Below are 22,954 nucleotides of genomic sequence, written 5' to 3'. Positions count from 1 at the left end.
GCGGCACCGTCCCGTCCGCCGCCGTACGACCGGCCGTGAGCACGCCGTTCAGGCGGTCTGCCCGTCGTCGCCTTCCCATCGTGCGCAGGTGACGACCACGATGAGAGGCCAGAAGGACTGGGCGAACGTGATGACCCGTTCGGCCAGCCCGGCGGTGTCGAGCAGGAACAGGGCGAGCAGGAACCACCCTCCGCCGAGCCACATGAACACGGACGCGCCGACGGACGGCCAGGGGCGCAGACCCCACGGGGCGGTCCCGGCGGGCAGCGGTGCCGCCCCCCGTCGAACCGGCGCCGCCACCGCCACGGCTCCAGGCCCGTCCCGCCTGCTCACGGCACGGCGTCGCATGGCCAGGACCGGCCAGACCGCGAGCAGCGAGAACCCGATCGCCACGACCACACCGTGGGAGAAGGAACCACCACTCAGCGGGGCCGGGAAGAAGGCCAGCAGGATCGCCGAGAGTCCGCCGCCCGCCAGCGCCGCGCGGCCGAAGGGGGCGGCGGGGCGCAGCCCGCACGCGGTGACGACGTGACAGAAGCCCAGGGCGACCAGAGCCGATGTCATCACCCAGTAACCGTCGGCCCCGTCGGCGGCGAGGATGCTGATCGTCGAGGTGGCGGGGTCGTACCCGGGACCTTGCAGTTCGGCCGACACGGACCAGCCTGCGACCAGGAGGACCGGGGCCGCCATCGAGGAGAGCAGGATCCACCAGGGGACAGTACGCATCGGAGAACGGTAGAACGCCGGGGCCCGCGAGCCGGGGTGCACACGCAGGCGGGAACACCGATCGGCCCGGCGGTTGTTCACCCTGTACCCGGACGAGGGCCCGCCCGCCTCTCCGCACGACGAGTCCGCACGCTCGGACGTATTCCGCCGTCGAGGGGGTAGGCGCGTGATGCCGGCCCACCCGACGACGCGTGTCCGGCACCGGACCTGGATCGACCCAGAGGAGAGACCTGCTGTGCTGACACCCAGTCCCCAGGACCTGCGAGTGGCCCTCGCGCGCTACGCCGACGCCCGCATCGAGGACGCGCGTCATCCCACCGAAGCCACCGCGCGCGCCGTCGAGGACGCGACCTACACGCTCTGCGTGATGACCGGCACCAGGGACATTCCGCAGGCGCTCCACATCGCCGACACCATGCTCGGCATGCGGACCTCCGCCTCCCCCGCGACCGGTCCGCAGGACGGCCGCCAGCAGGGTGACAGTCTCCAAGCGGCCTGATCCGCCGTCAGCACTTCGGCAGGGACGGCGGGGTGGCCGGGCCCGGAGGGCTCCGGCTTGCCCGCCGTCGGCGTAATCCGGGCCGTCGTGGCGGCGGCCCGGGGAGTCTGAACGGGTGGACGACACCCTGGCCGGGAGCGGCGCGGAGAAGAACGCGGAACGCCTGACGGCCCTGTCCGACGGCATCTTCGCGATCGCCATGACGCTGCTGGTGCTCGACGTCCGCATCCCGCCGGGGCTGAGCACCGACGGCTTCAGAGAAGCCTTCATCGACGTGCTTCCGGACCTGGGCGCCTACGCCCTGAGCTTCTGGATCCTCGCGGGCTTCTGGCGGGACCACCGGCGGATCGTGCGGATGGTGCCTCCCGTGGAGAAGCTGCCGCTCAGGTTCGCGCTCGTCTGGCTCGGCGCCATCGCGCTCATCCCCTTCCCGACGTCACTGCTGTCCGAGTACGCCGACCAGCCCCTGGCCGTCTCGGTGTACGCGGGCACGGTGTGCGTCACCAACCTGCTGGAACTCGCGGTGCTCAGAACGAGTCTGCGCGGCTCCGGACCACACGGCCGGACCACGCAGTACACGGCCCGCTCGGTGTCGGCGGACCTGGTGTGCACGGCCGCGGTGTTCGCCGTCAGCGTGCCGCTCGCCTACGGATTCTCGACCCCCGTCGCCCTGTGGTCCTGGCTGGTCCTCGCGCCGGCCAAGATCGTCCTGAACCGCAGATACCCGGACACGCCACCGCCGGTGACCGGCTGACACATCGGAACGTTCCGGTGCCGGGCGAGGGCCGGGCAGGGGCCGGCGCCGTCACCCCTCCTGCCGGCCTGCCGTCACGCCGGGGCGGCGGCGAGGCTTTCGTAGTACGCGCCCAGCTTCCGCAGGTAGAAGAGGTCACCCGTGTCCTGATCCCGCTCGAAGCGCGGGGCTTCCTTGATCTGGTCCTTGGTGCACCGGACCCTGATCACCCGTTCGGCGTCGTCGACGGCGGTCACCATGCCGGCCGGGACGACGACACTCCTCCCGAACTTCCAGACCCCGGCATCGACGACCAGGTGGTCGTAACCCGGGACGGGCGAGAGCCTGACCACGGTGCCGACGCTCCCGTCGGGCGCTTCCACACCGTATTCGACCAGGTCGTCGCCCAGGGAACGGTTCAGCTCGGCCGGACATGCCCAGACGGTGTTCATTGTCGCCTCCTCCTGGCAGCCGACCGTTCCGGCCGCCGGACCTTCCATATGCCCCGCCGAGCGCACCCGATGCGCGGAGGGAGGAGGAGTTGTCGGCCAATCGGGCGTGCCGCCCGGGACATGCCGCCGCCCCGGGGACGGCGGCGTCACCCCCTACGGAGCCATCTCGTACGCGCCCGCGAGGGCTTCGACGCGCTCCCAGATCCGGCCCGAGCGGGCGCCGTCGATGACGGGACGCCGCACGGCGGCGAGCGCCCAGTCCTGCTGTGCCCCGGTGGCGGAGTCCTTGCCGTGCAGTTCGACGGCGTTCGCGGAGAAGTCACGCACGAGGACGGAGAACAACTCGTCGAGCACGTCCTCGTCCAGGCCGGTCAGGCGGGCCTGTTCCAGGATCAGCTGCCCGTGCACCACGAGGGCGAAGAGCTGCCCGACGGACAGCAGGAGGTCCAGGTCGCGGCTCTGTTCCTCGTCGGGCGCGTGGTGGGCGACGAGGTCGCACAGGGCGTCGGCCTGCTCCCTGAAGCGAGCGACGTTGGGTAGCTCCGCGTAGGCGTCGAAGGCGGGCCGCCAGTCGTGGAAACGCACGGAGCCGAGCCCCCGGGCAGGCCCCTGCCGGAAGAGGAACGCGTCGTCGGCCGCGTCCGCGCGCGTCTCCACGGGCTCGTGGGCGACCGGATCCAGCAGGTGGTTGCGCATGAACTTCAGGATGAGGGCGAGGTTGACGTGGACGGTGCCCTCGAGCTTCGGCAGGCTGCGGATCTCCACGGCCGCCTGGGCGAAGTAGGTGTCCTTCTCGAAGCCCTTGGCGGCGATGACGTCCCACATGAGGTCGATGACGCGCTCGCCCTCCGTGGTCACCTTCATCTTGGTCATCGGGTTGAACAGGAGGTACCTGCGGTCGTCCGGTCCTGCCGAGCGGAAGTAGTCGACGGCACGGTCGCTGAACAGCTTCATGCCGACGAGCCGCACGTAGGCGTCGGCCAGCTCACGGCGCACGTGCGGGAAGGCCGTCACGGGACGGCCGTACAGGATGCGCGTGTGGGCGTGGGTGACGGCCTCGTACATCGCGTGCTCGCAGATGCCGATGGAGGCCGTGCAGAGGTTGAACTTACCCACGTTGACCGTGTTGAGGGCGGCGTCGAAGGCGGCCCGCCCCGTGTGCAGGACGTCGTCGGGCGTGACCGGGTAGGCGTCGAGGCGGAACTCGCTGACGTATTTGGACGAGTCGACGACGTTCTTGACCAGGTGGTAGGCGGGGTGGCGGCTGTCCGCGGCGAAGAAGACGTAGCCGTCCGGTCCCTCGACGTCGGTGCGGCGGCCGAAGACGGAGACGAGCCCGGCGGCGTTGCCGTTGCCTATGTAGTACTTCGACCCGGTGGCGAGGAACCCGCCGTCGCCGTCGGGCTCCAGCAGCATGTCGGTGGAGTAGATGTCCGCGCCGTGCGCCTTCTCGGACAGGCCGAAGGCGAACACCTCCCCCTGGGCGAGAAGGTCCGCGGCCCGGCTGCGGGCGGCGGCGTTGTCGCTCTGCCAGACCGGGCCCAGGCCGAGGATGGTCACCTGCCAGACGTACCAGTAGTCGAGCCCGTAGAACCCGAAGATCTCGTTGAGCGCGGCGATCCGGGCGGTGTCCCAGCGCTGGTCGTCCCGGCTCGCTTCGGACATGGGGGTGAGGAAGGTGGCGAACAGGCCCTCCTTGGCGGCGAACGCGAGGAAGTCCCCCAGCCAGGCACGCGAGCGGTAGTCCTCGATGAGCCGGCGCTTGCCGCGGTCCTCGAACCAGTCGACGGTGGCGCGGAGCAGCCTGCGGGTCTCGGGGTCGAAGTGCGCCGGGTCGTAGGCACGGGGGTTGAACAGCAGCGGGTCGGCCATGGTGATACGCCTTCCGGAGGATCGGGGACGGGAGTGGGCGGGGACGGGAGTGGGCGGGGCGGGGCGGGGCGGTTCAGTTACGCGGCGGGGTGCTGCCGAGCCTTCGGAGGGTGGCGAGCACGTCGTCGAGCCAGGCCACGGTCATGCGCTCGTACGCGATGCCTCCGCGCAGCACCACGTGCTGCAGTTCCTGGCCCGCGTCGAGCGGTTCGGGGGCCCCGGGACCGGTGAAGTCGCGCAGTTCCCCGGCGAGGTAGTGGGCGAGGCGGTCGCTGTGCACCGCGTGGTGGCGCTCGACCTCGCGGAGCAGGGCGGCCGGGTCGTCGAAGGCCGCCCCCCGGATCTTCACGGCGAGGTCGTGACGGAGGCTCTCGGGTTCGATCGGCTCGTGCAGCCACGCGGAGAGGACCACGCGGCCCGGGCCCGCGACCGAGTACTCGCGTTTGTCGGGGCGCCGCTCCTGCGGGATGTCGCGGACGTCGAGCAGGCCGTCGCTCTCCATGCGCTTGAGGACGCGGTAGATCTGCTGGTGCGTGGCGGTCCAGAAGTAGCCGATGGACCGCTCGAACCTGCGGGCCAGCTCGTATCCGGAGCCCGGCTTCTCCAGCAGGGAGACGAGGATCGCGTGTTCGAGCGCCATGCCCCGATCGTTCTATGCACCTTGTTGCATAGCAAGCCGCGACGGCCCGGTGAGACACGCCTCACTCGGCATGAGCCCGATGTGTCATGAGTCCGATGTGTCATGAGCCCGATGTGTCTCCTCAGATGACGTCGCCCGCGATCCCGGTCAGGCAGACCGACTCCTGCCACAGCGCAAGAGCCGTGTTCATGTCCTGGGCGCGGGCCGACATGCGCGCGGGTGCGGGTCCGCCCCTGGTCTCGCCGAGCAGACGGGGGCCGTAGTAGCTCCCGCCGAGTGCGTCCGGCAGGGTGGCCGCGTACAGGGTGGGCAGTGCCCCGGCGGATGCCGGCTGTGTGAAGACCCGCGTGGCGCGCTCGGCCCTCGCGGCCCAGGTCCGTCCGGCCAGACGCGGGCCCGCCTGCCCCAGTTCCGTCGCGGACAGACCGGGGTGGGCGGCCAGGGCGAGCACCTGCTTGTCCGCCGCGTCCGCCCGTCGCTGGAGTTCCGCCGTGAAGAGCAGGTTCGCCAGCTTCGACTGCGCGTAGGCACGCCACTTGTCGTACCCGAGTTCGGCGTTGAGGTTGTCGAAGTCGATGCGGCCGATGCGGTGGGCGAGCGAGGAGAGGGTCACGACCCGGGAGGGACCGCCGGCCCCGAGGAGCGGCATGAGGTGCAGGGTGAGAGCGAAGTGGCCGAGGTGGTTGACGCCGAACTGCATCTCGAATCCGTCGGCCGTACGCAGCAGGGGCAGGGCCATCACTCCGGCGTTGTTCACCAGGAGGTCGAGCCTGCCGTCGGTCTCCTTGCCGATCCGGTCCGCGGCTTCGGCGACGGACGACAGGTCCGCCAGATCGAGCGCGACCAGCCGGGCGTCCGACCGCGGCGCGGCCCGGCGCACGGCTTCCAGTGCGCGTCGCCCGCGCTCGGGATCCCGGCAGGCGAGAATCGTCCTGGCGCCGGACCGTGCCAGGACGAGCGCGGTCACCGCCCCGATCCCGCTGTTGGCACCGGTGACCACCGCGGTGGTGCCGGAGAGGTCGGGCATGTCGTCGAGGGTCCATGAGTGCATGCGGTACGCCTCCCCCGCGACGGCCTGCGCACACCCCCGGCGCGTCGGGCGGGAGCGGGGCCTGTGCGGGGACGTCAGCCGCCGTGCCGCTCCTGCGGCGCGTCCGGGGCCGGGGTGACGGGCCCGTCCGCGTCGGTGTTCCCCGTGACCCGGGTTCCCGGATGCCACAGCGAGCACAGGAAGGCGACGCCGAGCGCGATGGCCATCCCGTAGAAGACCCACTGGTTCGCCTCGGCGAAGTCCATCCTGACGGCGTCCATCGAGTCCCGCATCAGGGTGGCGATGCGCCCGTCGCCGCCCGGCTCCTTCGCGTCGGCGTGCCCGGTGACCGCCTCGGCCACCGACCGGGCCGCTTCCCGGGCGGGGCCCGCCGGCACGCCCTTCGCGGTGAGGGTCTCGACGACCTTGTCGGTGGTCACGTGGGTCAGGACGGTGCCGAACACGGCGATGCCGATGCTGGCCGCGTAGTTGCGCACGGTCTGGGTGATGCCCGTGACCTCGCCGTACGACGCGCCGATCGACCGGTTGACCGCGTCGGTGGACGCCGGAGCGAGGAGGAAGCCGATGCCCGCACCGGCGAGCGCGGCGTACGGCCACTGGTCGTGGATCGAGAGGTCCGTCAGCTTGCCCGCCCACAGGGCGAAGCCGACCGCACCCAGGGCAGTCCCCAGCTTCATCGCCGGCCGGGCTCCCCGCCGGTCCAGGATCCGGCCGCCCCACTGGGACGCGATCCCGAAGCCGATGAAGAAGTACAGCAGGTACAGCGCGGCCTGGTTCGGCGATGCGCTCAGGGAGACCTGTGCGTAGACGGAGGCGAAGAAGAACACGGGGACGAAAGCCGTCATCGCGAAGAACAGCACGAGGGAGTCGACGGTGAACGCCCGGTCGCGGAAGACCCGCAGGGTGATGAGCGGCTCCGCCACCCCGAGTTCGTATCGGCAGAACACCCCCAGGACGGCGAGACCGCCCACGATGCACGCCCACGTGGCGACGCTGCTCCAGCCCCACGCCGACGCCTGCTGGAAGCCGAGCACGCTCAGCCCCATCCCGACGGCGACGAGGACCGCGCCGGGTACGTCGAGCCTCTCGCGCCTGCGTGCGTCGGGGATGTGGGCCAGCGCGGCGAGAACCAGCGCGACGGCGGCGACCGGCACGTTCACCCAGAAGATCGCGCGCCACGTCCAGGCCGTCAGCCAGCCGCCGAGCAGCGGCCCGACGGCGGTGAGCGCGCCGGACAGGCCGAAGAACAGCGCCAGCGCCCGGCCGCGCCTCTCGACCGGGAAGACGGAGATGACGACGGCGAGCGCGGCCGGGAACATCAGCGCCGCGCCGAGCCCCTGGGTGGCACGGAAGACGATCAGCCAGCTCTGGGCGAACGCACCGGTGGGCACGCATCCGCAGAGCACGGAGGAGACCACGAAGACGAGCGTGCCGGTCAGCATCACCCGGCGGTGCCCCATGATGTCGGCCAGCCGGCCGCCGAGCGCGAAGAAGGCCGCCAGGGAGAGCAGGTACGCGTTGACGACCCATTGCATCCCGGAAGAGGAGAGACCGAGTTCGTCGATGATGCTCGGCGCGGCGATGGAGACGATCGTCTGGTCGATGAACGTCATCGACACCGCGAACAGCATCGCGGCGAGGGCGAGGGTCTGATGGGGCGCGCCCTGTCCGGCCCGTGGCCCCGCGGGGTCCTGGCCGGGCGCCGGAGGGCCGCTGTCCTTACGCATGATCCGAGTGTGGGCCGGACGCGGACCGCGCGCACATCAGGACGGGCCGCCCGGTCCCGCGACGGCTGTGGTGGCGGTGGAGGTGATGGCGGTGGCGGTGGCTCAGTCCTTCCGCACGAGCAGCCCGGCCGCGAGGAGTCCGGCGTGGCCCATGTCGGCGTCGGTGTACTCGCCGCCGAGCAGATGGGCGACGTACGCGTCCCGCTCCAGGGTGAACGGCTCGACGAACTCCTCGGCGTCGGGTGTGGGTTCGGCGACCTTGCGGCAGTCGCGCGCCAGCACCCCGTACCGCAGGTGGGTCGCGTAGGACGCGAGGTACGTCCTCATGAAGACCTCCAGCGTCCCCGCACGGTATCCGCTCTCCTCCAGCAGTTCGCGCGCAGCCGCGTCGAGCACGTCCTCACCGGGCTCGACCATGCCGCCCGGGAGCTCCGCCAGCACCTTGCCGGGCCCGGGACGGAACTGGCGTACGAGAACACCCCGGCCGTCCTCCGTGAACGCGACCAGGGCGACCGTCGGTGCACCGTGGAGGATGTCCCACCGGGAGTCCTTGCCGTCGGGTTGGACGTAGGTGCGGCAGCTCACCGTCAGGTAGCCGGCGGATTCGGGGCGCTCACTCTTCAGCGCCCATGTCAATGCGTCAGGACTCTCCGTCACGACCGGGATCATGTCCGTCCCGCGGCAGGACAAACGGGTCGGATCGCTCGTACGCCCGGCCGTACGCTCACCCCGGAGCGGCGGCCGGGGCCGGCCGGTACGGCGGGGGTTCGCGTCCGGCGTGGGCGCGGTGCAGGGCGAGGAGCGCCTGGTCGTCCTTGGGCCGGCCGCCGATGTGCCGCCTGACGTCCTGGATCAGCGCGTCCAGGATCTGCCCGGGCGCGAGGTGGCCCCCGGAGCGTGCCCGGCGTCCGAGCGCGAGGGGCAGACGGGCGACGGGGTCGTAGAAGCTTCCGGCGGCGTCCCGGGACTCGGTGATGCCGTCGGTGTAGCAGAGCAGGGTGGAACCGGCCGGGAAGGCGTGGCTGTCCACCGGGGCGGACCAGACGCCGAGGTCGCCCATGCCGAGCGGCGGCGCCTCCTCGGACGCCTCCAGCAGCGTCGCCCGGCCCCTGGAGTCCAGGAGCACGGGCGGCGGATGGCCTCGGTTCACCAGGCGTACGGTCTCCAGGTCCACGGAGAACTCCACGATGAGCGCCGTGGTGAACCCCTCGGCCTGCTGCTGGCCGCCACGGCGGCCGCCTTCACGCAGGAGGGCCCGTTCCAGCCTCGTCACCAGCTGCGGCAGGTCCTCGGCCTCGTCCGCCGCGTACCGGAACGCGCCGAGGTCCGCGCTGACGGCACTGACCGCGCCGAGCCCCTTGCCCCGTACGTCGCCGACCATGACGCGGATCCCGAAGGGGGTGCTCTGCACCACGTACAGGTCCCCTCCGATCAGGGCCTCGCTCTCGGCGGGGACGTACCGAGCGTCGATGTGCAGGTCGCCCAGGCGTGACGGCGGCCTGGGCAGTACGGCGTGCTGGGCGACGGCGGCGACGTGCTGCGCCCGTCTCGCGCGGGCGTCCTGACTGCGCAGCGTACGGTGGATCAGCACGGCGAGGGCCGTGACCGCCGCCAGGGTGATCTGGTTGGCCAGACCGGCCCGCCAGCCGAAGGTGCCGTCGAGGCGTGCGAGGAACGCGTGGACGATCATCGCCGTCACACCGATCCCGATGATCCCGCGCACCCCGAAGAGGGGCGCCGCCGCGACCGGAGCCGCTATCAGGAGCGGCGCGGACGTGACGTCGTGCGGGGTGACCAGGTCGATCACCACGGCCAGCACGATGAGGCCTACGGGGATCCACTGGGTTCTCGGCGGGTGCGGCACTCCCCCACGTTGCCCGCCGGGACGGCCCTCCGCATCCGGGCGAACCGCCGTTCGAGGCACATGGCCGGGCGTCAGGCGGGCACGAGCCCCCCGTGATGGCGGGCCGGCGGAGGTTCTCTCCGCAGAGCGGTCTCCCGCCGGGCGGGCCGCCACCTGCTGCACAATCGCGTGTACCAGGCACGCACGTGCTCGTACGGAGCAGCCGGTGCCTCACCGAGGGGAACTCATGCACCTTCAGAAGACGTCCGCCTTCCTCGTCGCCGCGGTCGCGGCGGCCCTTTCGCTCACCGCCTGCACCGGTGGCGGAGCCGACGGCGGCGCGCCCACCGGCGCGTCGGCGGGCGCGTCGGCGAGGACGTCGTCCGGAGCCGGCGCCCCGGCGAGTCCGAGCGCGTCCGGGAGCCCGGGTGGCGCGGGAAGCCCGAGCGGCGCCAGGAGTCCGGGGGGCGCCGCCGCCCCCGGGAGCCGGGAGCCAGAGGCGGGCGACGTGCAGGCGTCCGCCTCCGCCGACGGCTCGTCGGCGGCCGAGGGCAGCTTCTGCCGGACCTCGCAGTTGACGTTCAGCAGCTCGGGCGGCATGGCAGAGGGTGAGGTACTGATCAACCTGAGGAACGCCGGCTCCACCACCTGCACGATGCACGGGTTTCCCGGCGTGGATCTGAGCGGAAAGGACGGCACCGTGAGCGCCGAGCGCGGGGACAGGCCGGTTCCGGTGGTCACACTGTCACCCGGGGAGGGCACCGACTTCCCGGTCCACTTCCCGTCGGGCGACAGCGGCGGCTCGGGCGTCACGTTCACCTCGGCGGTCGTGACACCGCCGAACGAGACGCACTCCCACCGCGTGTCACTTTCCGTCCGCGTTCCCGTGGGTCCCGGCTCGACGCCTCGCATCACGGTGGAGCCGGTCGGCTCGGGCAGGTAGCCGACGCCCGCGCGCCGTTCGTCGTCACCGGTGGCCCGACCGTATCAGCCGGTGCGACGCGGTCACTTGACGCGTGGAGGGACCGGACGGCGGTGACACGTCGTCCGTCGTGCTGACGAGACCGGCCCCTTCGCGGTGGCACTCAAGTACCACGTGCAGGACCCGCACGGAGAGGGATTCGGCTACCCCGCGCCGCTTCGTAGCGTCGTGATCATCCCGGCGGCCGACCACCGCCGGGACGACGGATCGCGAGGACGGGCGAGTGGAAAAGGTGACACGGGTGACTCAGCAGCAGCGACCGACGGACAAGGCGTTCGCCCCCGAATACCAGGGAGCCCTGGGCTCGTTGTCGGTGAACTCCTCGCTCACCGACGTACTGGCGAAGGGCATCGAGGAGCTGCGGGCGGCCGAGGCGGCGGGGCAGCCGGGGGACGTGGCGCGCTGTGGACTGGCCGTGGCGGAGGCGCACCGGCGGCTGGGGCACGTGACGGACGCCGACCGTGCCTGGAAGGCGAGTTACCGTGCGGCGCGCACGGCCGCCGACACCGCGGCGATGGCGTGGGCGCTGTGGAGCGGTGGCACGCTCGCGCGGCAGAGGGGTTCGCTCGCCCTGGCCTACCGCCTGCTCGGGCTCGCGGCCGAACTCGGGGAACGCGGGGGTGACGTGGTGGTGCGCGGCTACTCGCTGGCCGGCCTCGCGGAGACCGGGCGCATCCAGGGCGACTACCAGGCCGTCGGTGAGCTGCACGAACAGCTGCTCGCCGAGGCGCGGAAGCGCGGAGAGGCCCGGCACACGGTGTGGGCGCTGGAGGGCATAGCCCAGATGCACCGCAACACCGGGTCGTACGACCGGGCCCTGGCCCTCTTCGAGGAGGCGGCCGACACGGCGGGCCGGGCCGACGACCGGCGGGGCCGGGCGTGGGCACTGCGGGGGATCGCCGACGTGCTGTCCGTGCGGGACGGAGACGTGGACCGCGCGCTGGCCCTGCTCGCCGAGGCGGAGTCGGTGTGCCGTGAGATGAACCTTTCCAGTGCGCTGGCGTACAATCACAGAATGCGCGGCAACGTGCTTTACCGGGCGGGGTGTTACGCGCAGGCCCGCGACGACTACGCGCAGGCCCTCGCGGAGTTCCGGGAGATGGACGAACCGCGTGGCACCGCGCTCGCGAGGCTCGGTCTGGCCAAGTCGCTGGCCCGGCTCGGGCGGAACCCGGCCGAGACGGCCGTCGAACTGGCCGATCTGCGCCGGACCCTGGAAAGGATCGGCCTGCGGCACGCGCGGGACATGGTCGACAAGGCGACGGACGAGCTGGGGGTGGGGCCCCTCCCGGGCGAGGACAGGCGCGTCGAGGAAACGGCGGCGCGATGAGCTCCCCGACGACCGCGCGGGCGGACGACTCGTCCGCCCCGGCGGCCGGCGGACCCTCGGACACCGCGCCCGGGACGCCCGGGGCCGACGCCGGGCGCACGCTGGCCCGTTGCCGCGCCCTGGTACGGCCTTCGCTGTCCGCCGCGATAGGGCGACTCCACCCGTGGACCGGCGAGATGGCGGCCTTCTCGTTCGGCTGGTGCGAGGCCGGGGGCGCGCCGAGGGACCCGTCCTCCGAGGGCAAGGGTGTCCGTCAGGCTCTCGCCGTGCTGTGCGCCGAGGCTGTCGGCGCCCCCGGGGAGAGTGCCGTCGCCGGCGCCGTCGCCGTGGAGCTGGTCCACGCCTTCTCGCTGATGCACGACGACATCATGGACGGGGACGGCACGCGACGGCGGCGGGCAGCGGTGTGGAAGGCGTACGGCACCGGTCCCGCCGTGCTCGCGGGCGACGCGCTCCTCGCCCTCGCCGTGCAGACCCTCGCCGAGGCGCCGGGGCCCCGTACCGGCGCGGTCGTCGGACGCCTGTCGGAGACTCTCGGCGAGCTGGTACGCGGCCAGGCGGAGGACCTGCTCTTCGAGTCCCGCCCCTGGACGGGTGCCGAGGCGGTCCGACCGGAGGAGTACCGGTCCATGGCGGAACTCAAGACGGGGACCCTGCTGGGCTGCGCCGCGGCGCTCGGCGCACTGCTGGGCGGGGCTCCCGCCCGGACCGTCACCGCGCTCGACCTGGCGGGGCGTCATCTGGGTGTCGGCTTCCAGGCCGTCGACGATCTGCTCGGCATCTGGGGCGACCCCGAGGTGACGGGGAAGCCCGTGTACAGCGACCTGCGGCAGCACAAGAAGACCTACCCCGTGCTGGCCGCGCTCGCCGCGGACACGGTCCACGCCGGGGACCTCCTCGCGCTCCTGACGTCCTCGCGTCCCCTCGACGGCGAACGCGCGAAGCGCGCCGCGGGACTCGTCGAGGCGTGCGGGGGCCGTAGTGCCACGGTGGCTGAGGCCCGCCGCCACCTCGACGCCGCCCGGACCTGCCTGCGGAGCGTTCCGCTCGCCCCGGGGGCGGCGCGCGAGATGGAGGGACTGCTCGGCTTCCTGCTCCACCGCACGGTGTGACCGGCACGGGTGCGGGCGGGGAGGCACGCGGGCACCGCGTTTCTGGACCCAGGTTCTGGACTTGCCGGTCCATTCGGTTTCCCGCACCTTGGGCGTTGACGCACCTCGCTCCGGAATTCCGGAGGGGAAGCCGTCGTGAATCGTCCGTAAGAAGGGAAGCAGTCCGATGAACCTGGAACTGGAAGGCAGGCGAGCGCTCGTCACGGGGTCGAGCGCGGGCCTCGGCGCGGAGATCGTGGAGCGGCTGGCGGCCGAGGGGGCGGCCGTCGTGGTGCACGGCCGGGACCGGGCGCGGGCCGAAGCGGTCGCGAAGGCCGTCCGTGGAGCCGGTGGAAGCGCCACCGTGGCGATCGGAGACATCGGGACGGACGCCGGGGCCGACGCCGTGGCGGCTGCGGCGCTCGCGGGCGGGCCGGTGGACATCCTGGTCAACAACGCCGGTGTCTACGATCCGGCCGCCGACTGGGACGGCACGTCGTCCGCCGAGTGGGCGGACATCTACAACATCAACGTCATCGCCGGTGTACGCATGATCCAGCGGCTCGTGCCGGCCATGCGGGAGCGCCGCTGGGGGCGGGTGATCCAGATCAGCAGCGTCACAGGTCACCTCCCCCAGGCCAGTCAGCCCCACTACGCCGCGTCCAACGCCGCCAGGGACAACCTGGCCGCCTCGCTCGCCCGCGAGCTGGCCCGCACGGGCGTGACGTCGAACGCGGTGGCGGCGGGCGGCATCCTCGTCCCCGCCACGCAGGAGATGCTCACCGGGCTCGGCAGGGAGAAGGGCTGGGGCGACACCTGGGACGAGATCGAACCGCACGTCGTCGACAACCTGGCACCGAACGACTCCGGGCGGATCGGCCGGCCCGGGGACTACGCCCGGCTGGTGGCGTTCGTCGCGAGCGCCGGGGCCGGGTACATCAACGGCACGACCCTGCGCGTCGACGGAGGATGGCGCGACGCCTGAGCCCCGGGTGGGCCGGGCCCGGTGTCCGTTCACGTCCCGTGGACGCGGGGCGGACGCCGGGTCGCACTCCACGGGGCCGCCGCCCCCCGGCCGCCTCGGCGGCGCTCGTCCCGGCGTCCGCCCCGCACCCTGTGCCCCCGCGCGCCCCCCTGTTGCCCACTTCGCTTCGGCGGGCGGGGCCGGCCGTCTGGTCTCCGCGGCCCGCGGCGGGGATCGTCTAGGGGCAGAGGGAACCGGTCCGCGGGGTGCGTCCGAGGAGGGGGCGCGGTCGTCCGCAGCCTCGCCGGCGAACTCCTCGTCCCCGGTGCCGAACTGGATGGACCTCACCCGAGGAGGCGGCAATTGAGGCAACTGTTCAAACGGGTCAGGGCGGTCGAGCCGACGGTGTCCGAAGCCGAACAGGAGCTGTTCGGCGGACCGTTGCGCTACGACATGGGCTTCTCCGAGCACGAGAGTGCCCGGCTGGAACTCACGATGCTCTCGGCGATCCGGGCGATGCCCCGTCTGGTGGCAAGCACCCTGCGCCGGGCGTGGGCGGCCGACCGGCCCGCCCTTCTCGTCGTCGGCGTCAGCGAAGTGGGGCAGGGCCTGGCGGCGGCCGTAGGCCTCCTGGCGGTCAATTCCGTGATGCACGCCCTGCTCGGCGGCGGCGACGCGGCCGACCGGCTGCGCGCCGCGGTGCCCGCCCTGATCGTCGCCGCCTGCGTCGCCGTGGCCAACGCCGCTCTCGCCGGGCTCTCCACGTCGCGGGCCGGCCGCCTGGAGCCGCTGGTCGAACGGATCGCGACCACCGAGTACCTGGCCGCGGCGACGGCGGTGGAGCTGGAGGCCATCGAGGACCCGGAGTTCCGTCGGCTGATCGACGTGGCCCAGTACGGTGCGGCGTCGGCACGCCGCATGATCGGGGCGTGCGTGGCCGCGCTGAACGGCACGATCTCCCTGGTGGCGACGGCGAGCATCCTGACCGTCCTGCACCCGGCCCTGCTGCCGATGCTGCTGCTGATCGCCGCCCCGCGCGGCTGGGGCGCGATGAGAGTGGCCCAGCAGCGGTACGTGTCCGTGATGACGTGGGTGGAGCACATCCGCGCCGGCCGTCTGATCGGGAGTCTGCTGACGGAGCGCAGCGCTGCCCAGGAGGTCCGGATCCACGGCGTCGGCGCCTTCCTCCTCGACAAGTACCGCGTCATGGCCCTGAGCGCCGAGGCCGAGCAGAAACGGCTGGCGAACGGGAAGGCGCTCACCGAACTGGCCGCCGCCGCGCTGTCCGGCCTGGCGACGACCTGCACGTACGGCGTGATGCTCTGGCTGATCATGACCGGCCACATGGGTCTGGCCGTCGCCGGAACCGCGGTGATCGCCGTGCGGTCGGGGTCGGCGAGTCTGGGCGCCCTGGTCATGAACGTCAACCAGCTGCACGAGGAGAGCCTCTACGTGCGGGACCACGACCGGTTCCTGGCCGGGGCCGCTCGGCGGTCGATCCCCGCTGAGGGGGCGGACCTGCCGGAGCGGGTGGGGCAGATCGTGCTGGACAAGGTCACCTACCGCTATCCGGAGCGCGACGAGCCGGCGCTGGACGGAGTGTCGATGACCCTTCCCATGGGCTCGGTGACGGCCGTCGTGGGTGAGAACGGCTCGGGCAAGAGCACCCTGATGAAGGTGCTCGCCGGGCTGCTGCTCCCGCAGAGCGGCACGGTGCGCTGGGGCTCGGCGGAGCTGTCCTCCCTCGATCGCTCACAGGTGTTCGACCGGGTGGCTCTGCTCACCCAGGACTTCCAGCGGTGGCCGGTGACCGCGGGCCTCAACATCCGCATCGGGCGCCCTCACCGGCACGCCGGACACCAGGACCTGCAGCCCTCGGTCGACTACGCGGGAGCCTCCCCGGTGCTCGCGAAACTCCCCCGCGGCCTGGACAGCCTCCTGGCCCGCGTCTTCCGCGGGGCCTCCGAACTCTCGGGTGGCGAATGGCAGAAGATGGGGCTGGCCCGTACCCACTGGCGCACGGTGACCGGCCGTGCGGACAGCGTCCTCGTCGTCGACGAACCCACCTCTGCCCTCGACCCCGAGGCCGAGATCGCCGCCTTCGAAGCGGTCCGCCGCCTGGCCGGACCGGACAGGGCGGTCGTCCTCGTGACCCATCGCATGTCCGGTGTCCGGGAGGCGGACACCATCTACGTACTCGACCGGGGCCGGCTCACCGAGCACGGCAGCCACCACGAACTCATGGCCGCCGGGGGGCGCTACAGCTCCATGTTCACCACGCAGGCCGCGCAGTACGCCCCGGAGCCCCGGGCCACCGTGCCGCGTCCGGACGGCCCCGCCGCACAGCCCACGGAGGGGTGACCGGACACGCCCGCGCGAGGCGGCGCGCCGAGCGGGGCGGGGGCCCGCCGCGGCGCGCCGCCGCTCGTAGGGTGACCAGCGTGAACGTGCGCGAGGACGGAACGAGGCCGGGCCGTGCTCGACGGCCGGGCTACGTGGCGGCGGCTGTGGTGTTCGCCATCGGGATGGCCGGGACCACCCTGCCCACACCGCTGTACGGGCTGTACCAGGAGCAGATCGGATTCTCCGAGCTGCTGGTGACGATCGTCTTCGCGGTGTACGCGCTGGCGGTCATCACGGTGCTCCTGGTGGCGGGGAACTACTCGGACGCGGTGGGCCGGAAGCCGGTGCTGCTGTGCGCGATGGCCCTGTCGGCGGCGAGTGCCGGGTGCTTCCTGCTGGAGAGGGGACTGCCGCTGCTCTTCGCGGGCCGGGTGCTGTCCGGGTGCGCGGCCGGTCTGCTCAGTGGTGCGGCGACCGCGGCCGTCATCGAGCTGGCCCGCCCCGGGCAGCGGGAACGGGCGGGGTTCGCTGCGACGGCGGCGAACATGGGCGGCCTCGGCTGCGGCCCGCTGCTCTCCGGCGTCCTCGCGCAGTACAGCTCCCGGCCGCTGTCCCTGCCGTTCTGGGTCCATCTGGGACTCGTGGCCGTCGCGTGCCTCATCACCTGGCTCCTGCCCGAGACGGTGGAGGCTCCGAAGCGGTGGCCGCGGCTGTCCCCTCAGGGGGTGGCGGTACCCCCCGAGGTGAAGCGGGTGTTCGCGTCCGCGTCGGTGGCGGCGTTCGCCGGCTTCGCGCTGCTCGGGCTGTTCACGGCGGTCGCGCCGGCCTTCGCCGCGCAGACGCTGGACGTGCACAACCTCGCCGTGTCCGGCGCCGTGGTGTTCTCCGTGTTCCTCGCGTCGACCTTCGGGCAGTCCCTGACGCGGTGGATCAGCGCCCGCCGCGCACTCCCCACCGGGTGCGGCGTCCTCATCGTGGGCCTGCTGCTCGTGGCGTCCTCGCTCGTCGCCGAGTCCCTGATCCTGCTCGTCCTCGGCGCCCTGTGCGGCGGTACGGGCCAGGGGCTGGCCTTCCGCGCAGCACTCACCCTGGTCAGCGGCGCGGCGCCGCCGGAGCACCGCGGCGGGACGATCTCGGCCTTCTTCGTCGTCGCCTACACCGGCATCTCCGTGCCGGTGGTGGGTGTCGGCGCGCTCGCCACCTGGCTCGGGCTCCGTGAGGCCGGGCTGGTCTTCACGGGCTGCGTGATCCTGCTGGCGGCCGGGGCCGGAGCCTACGCCGCGCGCAGACCCGCCGCCTGATGCGCGAGGCCCGCGCCCGGACCGGCTCCTGACGGCGGGACGGGGCCCGCGCACGGTCACCCGTCCGCGGGCCCCGTCAGGCCTTCGGGGGCCCTCAGGCCGGGTGCGGCGCCTCTCCGACCTCGGTGAGCCGTCGCAGCGCCCTCACCAGGGCGTCCACCCCCGCCTCGGCCTTCGAGCGGGGGCATCCGACGTTCAGCCGGACCCGGCCGGCGGAACCGTAGGCCGTGCCCGGCATGATGGCCACCTTCTCCACCTCGACGAGTTCGCGCTGCAGCGCGTCGTCGTCGACGCCGAGCGGCCGCAGGTCGATCCAGGCGAGATACCCCGCCTGCGGAGGCTCCCAGCCGAGCTGCGGAAAGGCCTCGCGGAGGCGGTCGGCGACCATCGCGAGACTGCCCGCGAGGTAGTCGCGCAGTTCGTCCAGCCACGGCGCCCCCTCCCGGTAGGCGGCGATGTGGCCGACCAGTGAGAGCACCGCCGGCGAGGAGAGGCCGTCCGCCTCCTTGAGCTGCCTGAGGTAGGCGTCACGCGAGGCGGTGTCGCGGATGATCCCGTAACTTCCGGTCAGCGCCGGGATGTTGAACGACTTGGATGCGGAGGTGACCACGGCCCAGCGACCGTCGCCCCCGTGCCGCGCCCAGGTGCGGTGGACGTGCGGGGCATGGGCCAGATCCGAGTGGATCTCGTCGCTGACGACCGCCACGCCGTACCGCGCGCAGAGCCCCGCCATGCGGTCCAGTTCGCCCGCGGTCCACACCCTGCCCGTCGGGTTGTGCGGTGAGCAGAGCAGCAGGACCGCCGTGTCGGGGAGCGCGAGGAGACGTTCGAACTCGGCCCAGTCGTCGAGCGGGCACTCACGGATCTCCCGGTCGTGCGCCGCCACCGTCCTGGGGAAGGCGTCGTACATGGGCGTGTGGACGACCACGCCGTCGCCGGGGCGGGACCACAGGCGCAGCAGCTGGGACACCTGGTACATGACGGAGGGGGCGTACACGATCGACTCCGGGTCCACGGACGCCGAGTGCCGTGCGGCGTACCAGTGCACGATCGCGGACAGGAAGTCCTCCTGCCGCCAGCGCGAGTAGCCGAGCACCCCGTGGTCGAGGCGGCCCCGCAGCGCCGCCAGGATCTCCGGGGCCGTCTCGAAGTCCATGTCGGAGATCGTGAACGGCAGCAGGCCCGGCACACCGAAGCGGTCCTCGACGTAGTCCCACTGGGTGCACCAGGTCCCGTGCCGGTCCACGGCGGTGTCGAACGCGTACGGGGCCCGCTCCGCACCACCGGCCGCTGGGGAAGGGGCGGACGTCATGACCGGCCCACGGGAAGCATCGTGGCGATGGCGTCCTTCACGGACTGGACCTGCGGCCCGATGATGACCTGCACGTTGCGGGCGTCGAGCTTGACGACGCCCACGGCGCCGAGCTTCTTCAGCCGTGCCCCGTCCACCAGTTCGGCATCGCCCACCGTCATACGGAGTCGGGTGATGCAGTTGTCGAGGGACTCGATGTTGCCGGCCCCTCCGATCGCGTCGAGGATGGCGACGGCGTCGTACTTGCCCGCGATCAGCTCCCGGGCGGGCTCGGGCCGCCCGGCGGGTTCGTCGGACGCTTCGTCCTCGCCGTCCTCTGCGCTCTCTGCGTTCTCTGCGTCCTTGCCGTCCTTGCCGTCCTTGCCGTCCTCCTCGGGCTCGTCCTCCCGGCCGGGGGTCTTGAGGTCGAAGCGGGTGATGGCCCAGCGGAACAGGAAGTAGTACACGGCGAACCACACCGCCGCGATCACCGGCACGAGGTACCACTTGGTCGTCGTGCCCTGGAGCACGCCGAAGACCAGCCAGTCGATGACGTTGCCGTCGGTGTTCCCGATGAAGACGCCGAGCAGGGCGGCCGTGAGGAAGCCGAGCCCCACGAGGACCGCGTGGATCGCGTACAGCCACGGCGCGACGAACAGGAACAGGAACTCCAGCGGCTCCGTGATCCCTCCGACCACGCAGGCGACCACGCCGGACACGAGGAGCGCCTTGATCTCCGGGCGCATCTCCCTCCTGGCGCAGTGGTAGATGGCGAGCGCGGCGCCCGGCAAACCACCCAGATAGGACGCCATCTTGCCCTGGGAGAGGAAGTGCGTCGCGTCGGTGACGGCGGCGTTCGGCGGGGCCGCGCAGTCGAGGTGCGCGTAGAACATGTTCAGGGCGCCGGAGACGCTGTCCCCGCACACCGTCCCGGAGCCGCCGACGTCCGTGAACCGGAACATCGCCACGAGGATGTGGTGCAGCCCGATCGGCCGCAGCAGCACCTCCCCCATGCCGAAGAAGAACGGCCCGAAGACACCCGTGTGCCCGATGCCGCGGCCCACGGCGGTGATCCAGCCGTTGAAGGCCGGCCACACCAGGGGGATGAGCAGCCCGAGCGCGCTCAGGACGAGGGCGGAGACGATCGGCACGAAGCGCAGACCACCGAAGAAGGCCAGTGCGTCAGGCATGCGCTGCGCACGGAAGCGCTGGTGGAGGAGGCTGACAACGATGCCAACGGCCACGGCTCCGAGGAGTCCGGTATCGATGGACTGCACACCCAGCACGTCGGCTATGCCGTAGTGCTCGATCACCTTGGCGTCTTCGAAGTCGACGCCCTTCGCGGTGAGGTAGAAGTTCACCGCGAGGTTCATGGCGGCGAAGCCGACGAAACCCGAGAAGGCCGCCACCCCTTTGTCCTCGCGCGCGAGTCCGAGCGGGATCGCCATCGCGAAGAGGACGGGCAGGAAGGAGAACGCGACCAGCCCCGTGTTGGCCATCCAGGTGAAGACGAGGTGGAAGCCCTCGGCCTTCAGGAAGGGGAGGTTGTCGGTGACCGCCTCACTGGAGAGCGAGGAACCGACGCCCAGGATGATGCCGCAGAACGCGAGCAGGGCCACCGGGAGCATGAACGTCTTGCCGAGCCCTTGGAGGAATTCCCACAGAGCGGCTTTGGTCTTCTGCATGTGTACGGAACTTTCGGAGCATGGGGGGACGCACCCCGGCGCTCGCCGTGGCGATGCGCGGACCCACGGCGCAGGGTGGAGGACATGGCGAGGGGACTCGGGCCGTCCTCGCGCGATGCACCTGGGGATCGCCCGGTGACCGGCGCCGGACAGGGCCCTTTCGCCGCACGGATCACATCACAGCAGGTCGGCGGCTGTCCATGGAGGTCATCGCCGGCTCCTGGGCGATGCGCGGCGATCCTCCCGCCTGGCGAGCCGCCGCTGCGCGCACGGCCTACGCCACCCATGTGCGGGCACCGCGGGTGTTTGCCGACGCCTCGACGGGTAAGGGGCTCGTTGATCGCCGGAGGTGACAATCCGGCGGAAAGTTCATGAAACACAACAGGAAGAGGAGGGTTCGATGTCCTCGAAGCGACGTCGCAAGAAGAAGGCCCGCCGCAAGAACGGCGCGAACCACGGCAAGCGTCCGCAGACCTGAGGACCGCTCCGACGCGACGGGGGGTGGCGCCGCCACCCCCCGAACGCGTTCCCCGGGCCGTTGGACGGCCGTCCACCGGCCCGGACACGGCCGGTGCCGCTCCGTCAGCCGGGCCCGGTGGTGCCACTCTCCGTCGGTCCGGTCAGGCGTCCGTGACGGCCGCGAGCGAACGGGGGCGCAGATCGGTCCAGTGGACCTCGACGAAGTCCAGGCACGCCTCTCGGGTGTTCTCCTCGAAGACGGTCGTCCAGCCACCCGGCACCTCGGCGAAGGACGGCCAGAGCGAGTGCTGGCCCTCGTCGTTCACCAGGACCAGGAAACGGCCTTCCGGGTCGTCAAAAGGGTTGGTGCTCATGGGTGATTGCCTCCTCGGCTCCGGTGTACGGGGCCGGGAGGCCGCCGCGTAAGGACGGGTTGCGATTAGGTTAGGCTCCCCTAATCAGTCCGAGCCTATCCTTTCAACTTCACCCTCACAAGGAGATGTTCATGCGCATGGTGACGGAGCGGGTGCCCGCCGGGCGCGACGCCAACGGGCCTGCCGCCGCGCACGACCGGACGCCCTTCCGGCGCCGGGCGGCCCGGTCATGAGCACCTTCGCCGCCGGGGCGGATCAGACCTTCGCGACATTCGGCCTGTCCGGCGATCCCGGCAGCGAGGCCTTCTGGGACCGCGTGAGGACGCCCGCCTCCGTGCCCGCGGAGGGCGGGGGCTGGCTGACGCTGTTCCTCCGTCGTGGGTCTCCGGCGAGCATAGGTTTCGAGAGCTGGTCGGGCCCGGTGCCGCTTCGCAGATGGGCGGAGACGGACTGCTGGTACGCGCAGGTGCACATGCCCGCCAGGCTCCGGGTGACGTATCAGTTCCTCACGGACGACGGGGCGTACGCCGACCCCTTCAACCCGGCCGGCGCGGGCGGCGACCGCTCCATCGTCTCGACCCCCGACGCGGCGCCCCAGCCTCACTGGCCCGCCGTGGGCGCCGATGACGTCCCCCCCGTCCCTCCGACGCGGCTGCGCTGGGCCCCGGAGGGCTTGGGCGGGGGGCGGCGCACGGTCCGGGTCCACCCCGTGGGCGGCGGGGGCCCGGTCGTTCTGCTGCTCGACGGGGACGACTGGCTGTATCTGCACCCCGCGACGACCGCGTTCGAGTCGGCCGTGGCCGAGGGCGCGATGCCCCCCGTCACGCTCGTCTTCCTGCCGGCCAAGGACAGGTGGGCCGAGTTCGCGGGCCGGCCCGAACTGTGGCGGGCCGTCCGGGACGAACTGCTGCCGCTGGTCGCGGGATGCGGCGTACCGTCCGCCCCGGAGACGCTGGTGGTCGCCGGGCAGAGCCTCGGCGGGCTGAGCGCGATGTACGCGGCGCTGGAGTTCCCCGGCCTGGTGTCGCGGGTCGCGTGCCAGTCGGGGTCCTTCTGGTGGGGCCCCGGGGCGGAGAAGCTCCCCGACCCCTTCGCCGGGCCGCTCGGCGGGGCCGTGGCGGCCCGGCTTCGGGAGGACCCCGACCTGACCGGACTCCGGGTCGCGTTCGACGCGGGGGAACACGAGACGCGGATGCTGCCCCACTGCGAGCTGGTCGAGAGCCTGACCGGGCGCGCGGGGGCGGCCGTCAGGGTCTCCCGCTCACCGTCCGGACACGACCGCGCGGGCTGGCGGCACGCCCTGCTCAGGGACGTCGCCTGGGCGCTGACCCCGTAGCCCCGCGTCACCCTGGGCGACCGTGAGTGATGTCGAGTGACCATTCACGGCGCTCGCGCGCCCCTGAGGCCGGCCGCCGCCGGATCCACGCGCTCCGGACGACCTCCGCCCGGCCGCCGGGCGACGTACCGGCGTGGACACGCGTTTCCCGCGGAGACACCCCGCACCACCTCCCCGCCCGAACCGCCCCTCCGGGCGGGGGCCGGACATCGAGGTGTGCGGGGTGTCTCCGTGCGCCCGGATGACTCGCGGACG

General features: G+C 72.3%; 22 protein-coding genes. 10 read left to right on the top strand and 12 right to left on the bottom strand.

Annotated features, from left to right (window positions below; genetic code table 11):
- Window positions 1-48: 48 nt before the first annotated feature.
- Window positions 49-726, bottom strand: coding sequence for a DUF998 domain-containing protein (locus tag ACFYY2_RS29580; protein WP_388748620.1), 678 nt, complete (start codon window positions 724-726; stop codon window positions 49-51).
- Window positions 727-961: 235 nt separating this feature from the next.
- On the opposite strand from ACFYY2_RS29580, the gene ACFYY2_RS29575 reads away from it, so the two are divergent.
- Both ACFYY2_RS29575 and ACFYY2_RS29570 read left to right on the top strand, forming a co-directional pair.
- The gene (locus ACFYY2_RS29575) at window positions 962-1,225 is read left to right on the top strand and encodes a DUF5133 domain-containing protein (protein WP_388748618.1); all 264 of its coding nucleotides are present in this window, start codon (window positions 962-964) and stop codon (window positions 1,223-1,225) included.
- A gap of 115 nt (window positions 1,226-1,340) precedes the next feature.
- A complete protein-coding gene (locus ACFYY2_RS29570; RefSeq protein WP_388748616.1) occupies window positions 1,341-1,979 on the top strand; it encodes a TMEM175 family protein in 639 nt (212 codons plus the stop codon).
- A 74-nt stretch (window positions 1,980-2,053) separates the two neighbouring features.
- Here the strand turns inward: ACFYY2_RS29570 and ACFYY2_RS29565 are convergent, their stop codons facing one another.
- The 8 genes from ACFYY2_RS29565 to ACFYY2_RS29530 all read right to left on the bottom strand — a co-directional run bounded on the left by ACFYY2_RS29565 (window position 2,054) and on the right by ACFYY2_RS29530 (window position 10,143).
- A complete protein-coding gene (locus ACFYY2_RS29565; RefSeq protein ID WP_388748614.1) occupies window positions 2,054-2,410 on the bottom strand; it encodes a hypothetical protein in 357 nt (118 codons plus the stop codon).
- A 153-nt stretch (window positions 2,411-2,563) separates the two neighbouring features.
- Window positions 2,564-4,282, bottom strand: coding sequence for an acyl-CoA dehydrogenase family protein (locus tag ACFYY2_RS29560; protein ID WP_388748612.1), 1,719 nt, complete (start codon window positions 4,280-4,282; stop codon window positions 2,564-2,566).
- A 73-nt stretch (window positions 4,283-4,355) separates the two neighbouring features.
- Window positions 4,356-4,922, bottom strand: coding sequence for a PadR family transcriptional regulator (locus tag ACFYY2_RS29555; protein WP_388748610.1), 567 nt, complete (start codon window positions 4,920-4,922; stop codon window positions 4,356-4,358).
- 121 nt (window positions 4,923-5,043) lie between these two features.
- Entirely contained in the window at window positions 5,044-5,973 is a 930-nt protein-coding gene (locus ACFYY2_RS29550) for an oxidoreductase (RefSeq protein WP_388748608.1), read from the bottom strand.
- A gap of 74 nt (window positions 5,974-6,047) precedes the next feature.
- Window positions 6,048-7,700, bottom strand: a complete 1,653-nt coding sequence (locus tag ACFYY2_RS29545; RefSeq protein WP_388748606.1) for an MFS transporter — start codon at window positions 7,698-7,700, stop codon at window positions 6,048-6,050.
- A 102-nt stretch (window positions 7,701-7,802) separates the two neighbouring features.
- A complete protein-coding gene (locus ACFYY2_RS29540) occupies window positions 7,803-8,357 on the bottom strand; it encodes an NUDIX hydrolase (protein WP_388748604.1) in 555 nt (184 codons plus the stop codon).
- A gap of 67 nt (window positions 8,358-8,424) precedes the next feature.
- Window positions 8,425-9,564: a PP2C family protein-serine/threonine phosphatase gene (locus ACFYY2_RS29535; protein WP_388748602.1), complete on the bottom strand. Its 1,140-nt coding sequence runs from the start codon at window positions 9,562-9,564 to the stop codon at window positions 8,425-8,427.
- Window positions 9,565-9,798: 234 nt separating this feature from the next.
- Window positions 9,799-10,143 carry a hypothetical protein gene (locus ACFYY2_RS29530; RefSeq protein WP_388748600.1) on the bottom strand — a complete coding sequence of 115 codons (345 nt, stop codon included), beginning with the start codon at window positions 10,141-10,143 and terminating at the stop codon, window positions 9,799-9,801.
- Between ACFYY2_RS29530 and ACFYY2_RS29525 the strand changes: the two genes are divergently transcribed.
- From ACFYY2_RS29525 to ACFYY2_RS29500, 6 genes are all read left to right on the top strand, one after another.
- Complete coding sequence (locus tag ACFYY2_RS29525; protein ID WP_388748598.1) at window positions 10,142-10,486, top strand: DUF4232 domain-containing protein; 345 nt, start codon at window positions 10,142-10,144, stop codon at window positions 10,484-10,486. The genes ACFYY2_RS29530 and ACFYY2_RS29525 overlap by 2 nt on opposite strands.
- Before the next feature lie 280 nt (window positions 10,487-10,766).
- Window positions 10,767-11,855 carry a tetratricopeptide repeat protein gene (locus ACFYY2_RS29520; RefSeq protein ID WP_388748596.1) on the top strand — a complete coding sequence of 363 codons (1,089 nt, stop codon included), beginning with the start codon at window positions 10,767-10,769 and terminating at the stop codon, window positions 11,853-11,855.
- Entirely contained in the window at window positions 11,852-12,967 is a 1,116-nt protein-coding gene (locus ACFYY2_RS29515; protein ID WP_388748593.1) for a polyprenyl synthetase family protein, read from the top strand. Before ACFYY2_RS29520 ends, ACFYY2_RS29515 begins: the two co-directional genes overlap by 4 nt.
- Window positions 12,968-13,133: 166 nt before the next feature.
- Window positions 13,134-13,931: an SDR family NAD(P)-dependent oxidoreductase gene (locus ACFYY2_RS29510; RefSeq protein WP_388748591.1), complete on the top strand. Its 798-nt coding sequence runs from the start codon at window positions 13,134-13,136 to the stop codon at window positions 13,929-13,931.
- 432 nt (window positions 13,932-14,363) lie between these two features.
- Window positions 14,364-16,271 carry an ATP-binding cassette domain-containing protein gene (locus ACFYY2_RS29505; protein ID WP_388748657.1) on the top strand — a complete coding sequence of 636 codons (1,908 nt, stop codon included), beginning with the start codon at window positions 14,364-14,366 and terminating at the stop codon, window positions 16,269-16,271.
- An 80-nt stretch (window positions 16,272-16,351) separates the two neighbouring features.
- Window positions 16,352-17,554, top strand: coding sequence for an MFS transporter (locus ACFYY2_RS29500; RefSeq protein ID WP_388748589.1), 1,203 nt, complete (start codon window positions 16,352-16,354; stop codon window positions 17,552-17,554).
- A gap of 94 nt (window positions 17,555-17,648) precedes the next feature.
- Here ACFYY2_RS29500 and ACFYY2_RS29495 read toward each other — a convergent pair whose 3' ends face one another.
- Entirely contained in the window at window positions 17,649-18,866 is a 1,218-nt protein-coding gene (locus ACFYY2_RS29495; protein WP_388748587.1) for a MalY/PatB family protein, read from the bottom strand.
- Window positions 18,863-20,530: a maltose/glucose-specific PTS transporter subunit IIBC gene (gene malX / locus ACFYY2_RS29490; protein ID WP_388748585.1), complete on the bottom strand. Its 1,668-nt coding sequence runs from the start codon at window positions 20,528-20,530 to the stop codon at window positions 18,863-18,865. The genes ACFYY2_RS29495 and malX overlap by 4 nt, the downstream gene beginning before the upstream one ends.
- 400 nt (window positions 20,531-20,930) lie before the next feature.
- Here malX and ACFYY2_RS29485 point away from each other — a divergent pair, with 400 nt between their 5' ends.
- A complete protein-coding gene (locus tag ACFYY2_RS29485) occupies window positions 20,931-21,008 on the top strand; it encodes a 50S ribosomal protein bL37 (RefSeq protein WP_370375332.1) in 78 nt (25 codons plus the stop codon).
- A 142-nt stretch (window positions 21,009-21,150) separates the two neighbouring features.
- Here ACFYY2_RS29485 and ACFYY2_RS29480 read toward each other — a convergent pair whose 3' ends face one another.
- On the bottom strand, window positions 21,151-21,363 hold the full coding sequence (locus ACFYY2_RS29480; protein ID WP_388748583.1) for an MbtH family protein: 213 nt from the start codon (window positions 21,361-21,363) through the stop codon (window positions 21,151-21,153).
- Window positions 21,364-21,592: 229 nt separating this feature from the next.
- Here ACFYY2_RS29480 and ACFYY2_RS29475 point away from each other — a divergent pair, with 229 nt between their 5' ends.
- Window positions 21,593-22,699: an alpha/beta hydrolase-fold protein gene (locus tag ACFYY2_RS29475; protein ID WP_388748581.1), complete on the top strand. Its 1,107-nt coding sequence runs from the start codon at window positions 21,593-21,595 to the stop codon at window positions 22,697-22,699.
- Window positions 22,700-22,954 lie beyond the last annotated feature (255 nt).

The organism is Streptomyces sp. NPDC001822 (genome assembly GCF_042892135.1).
Classification (GTDB): Bacteria; Actinomycetota; Actinomycetes; order Streptomycetales; family Streptomycetaceae; genus Streptomyces.
The sequence above is the reverse complement of the archived record's forward strand: the minus strand, read 5'-3'. Positions and strand labels throughout refer to the sequence as shown.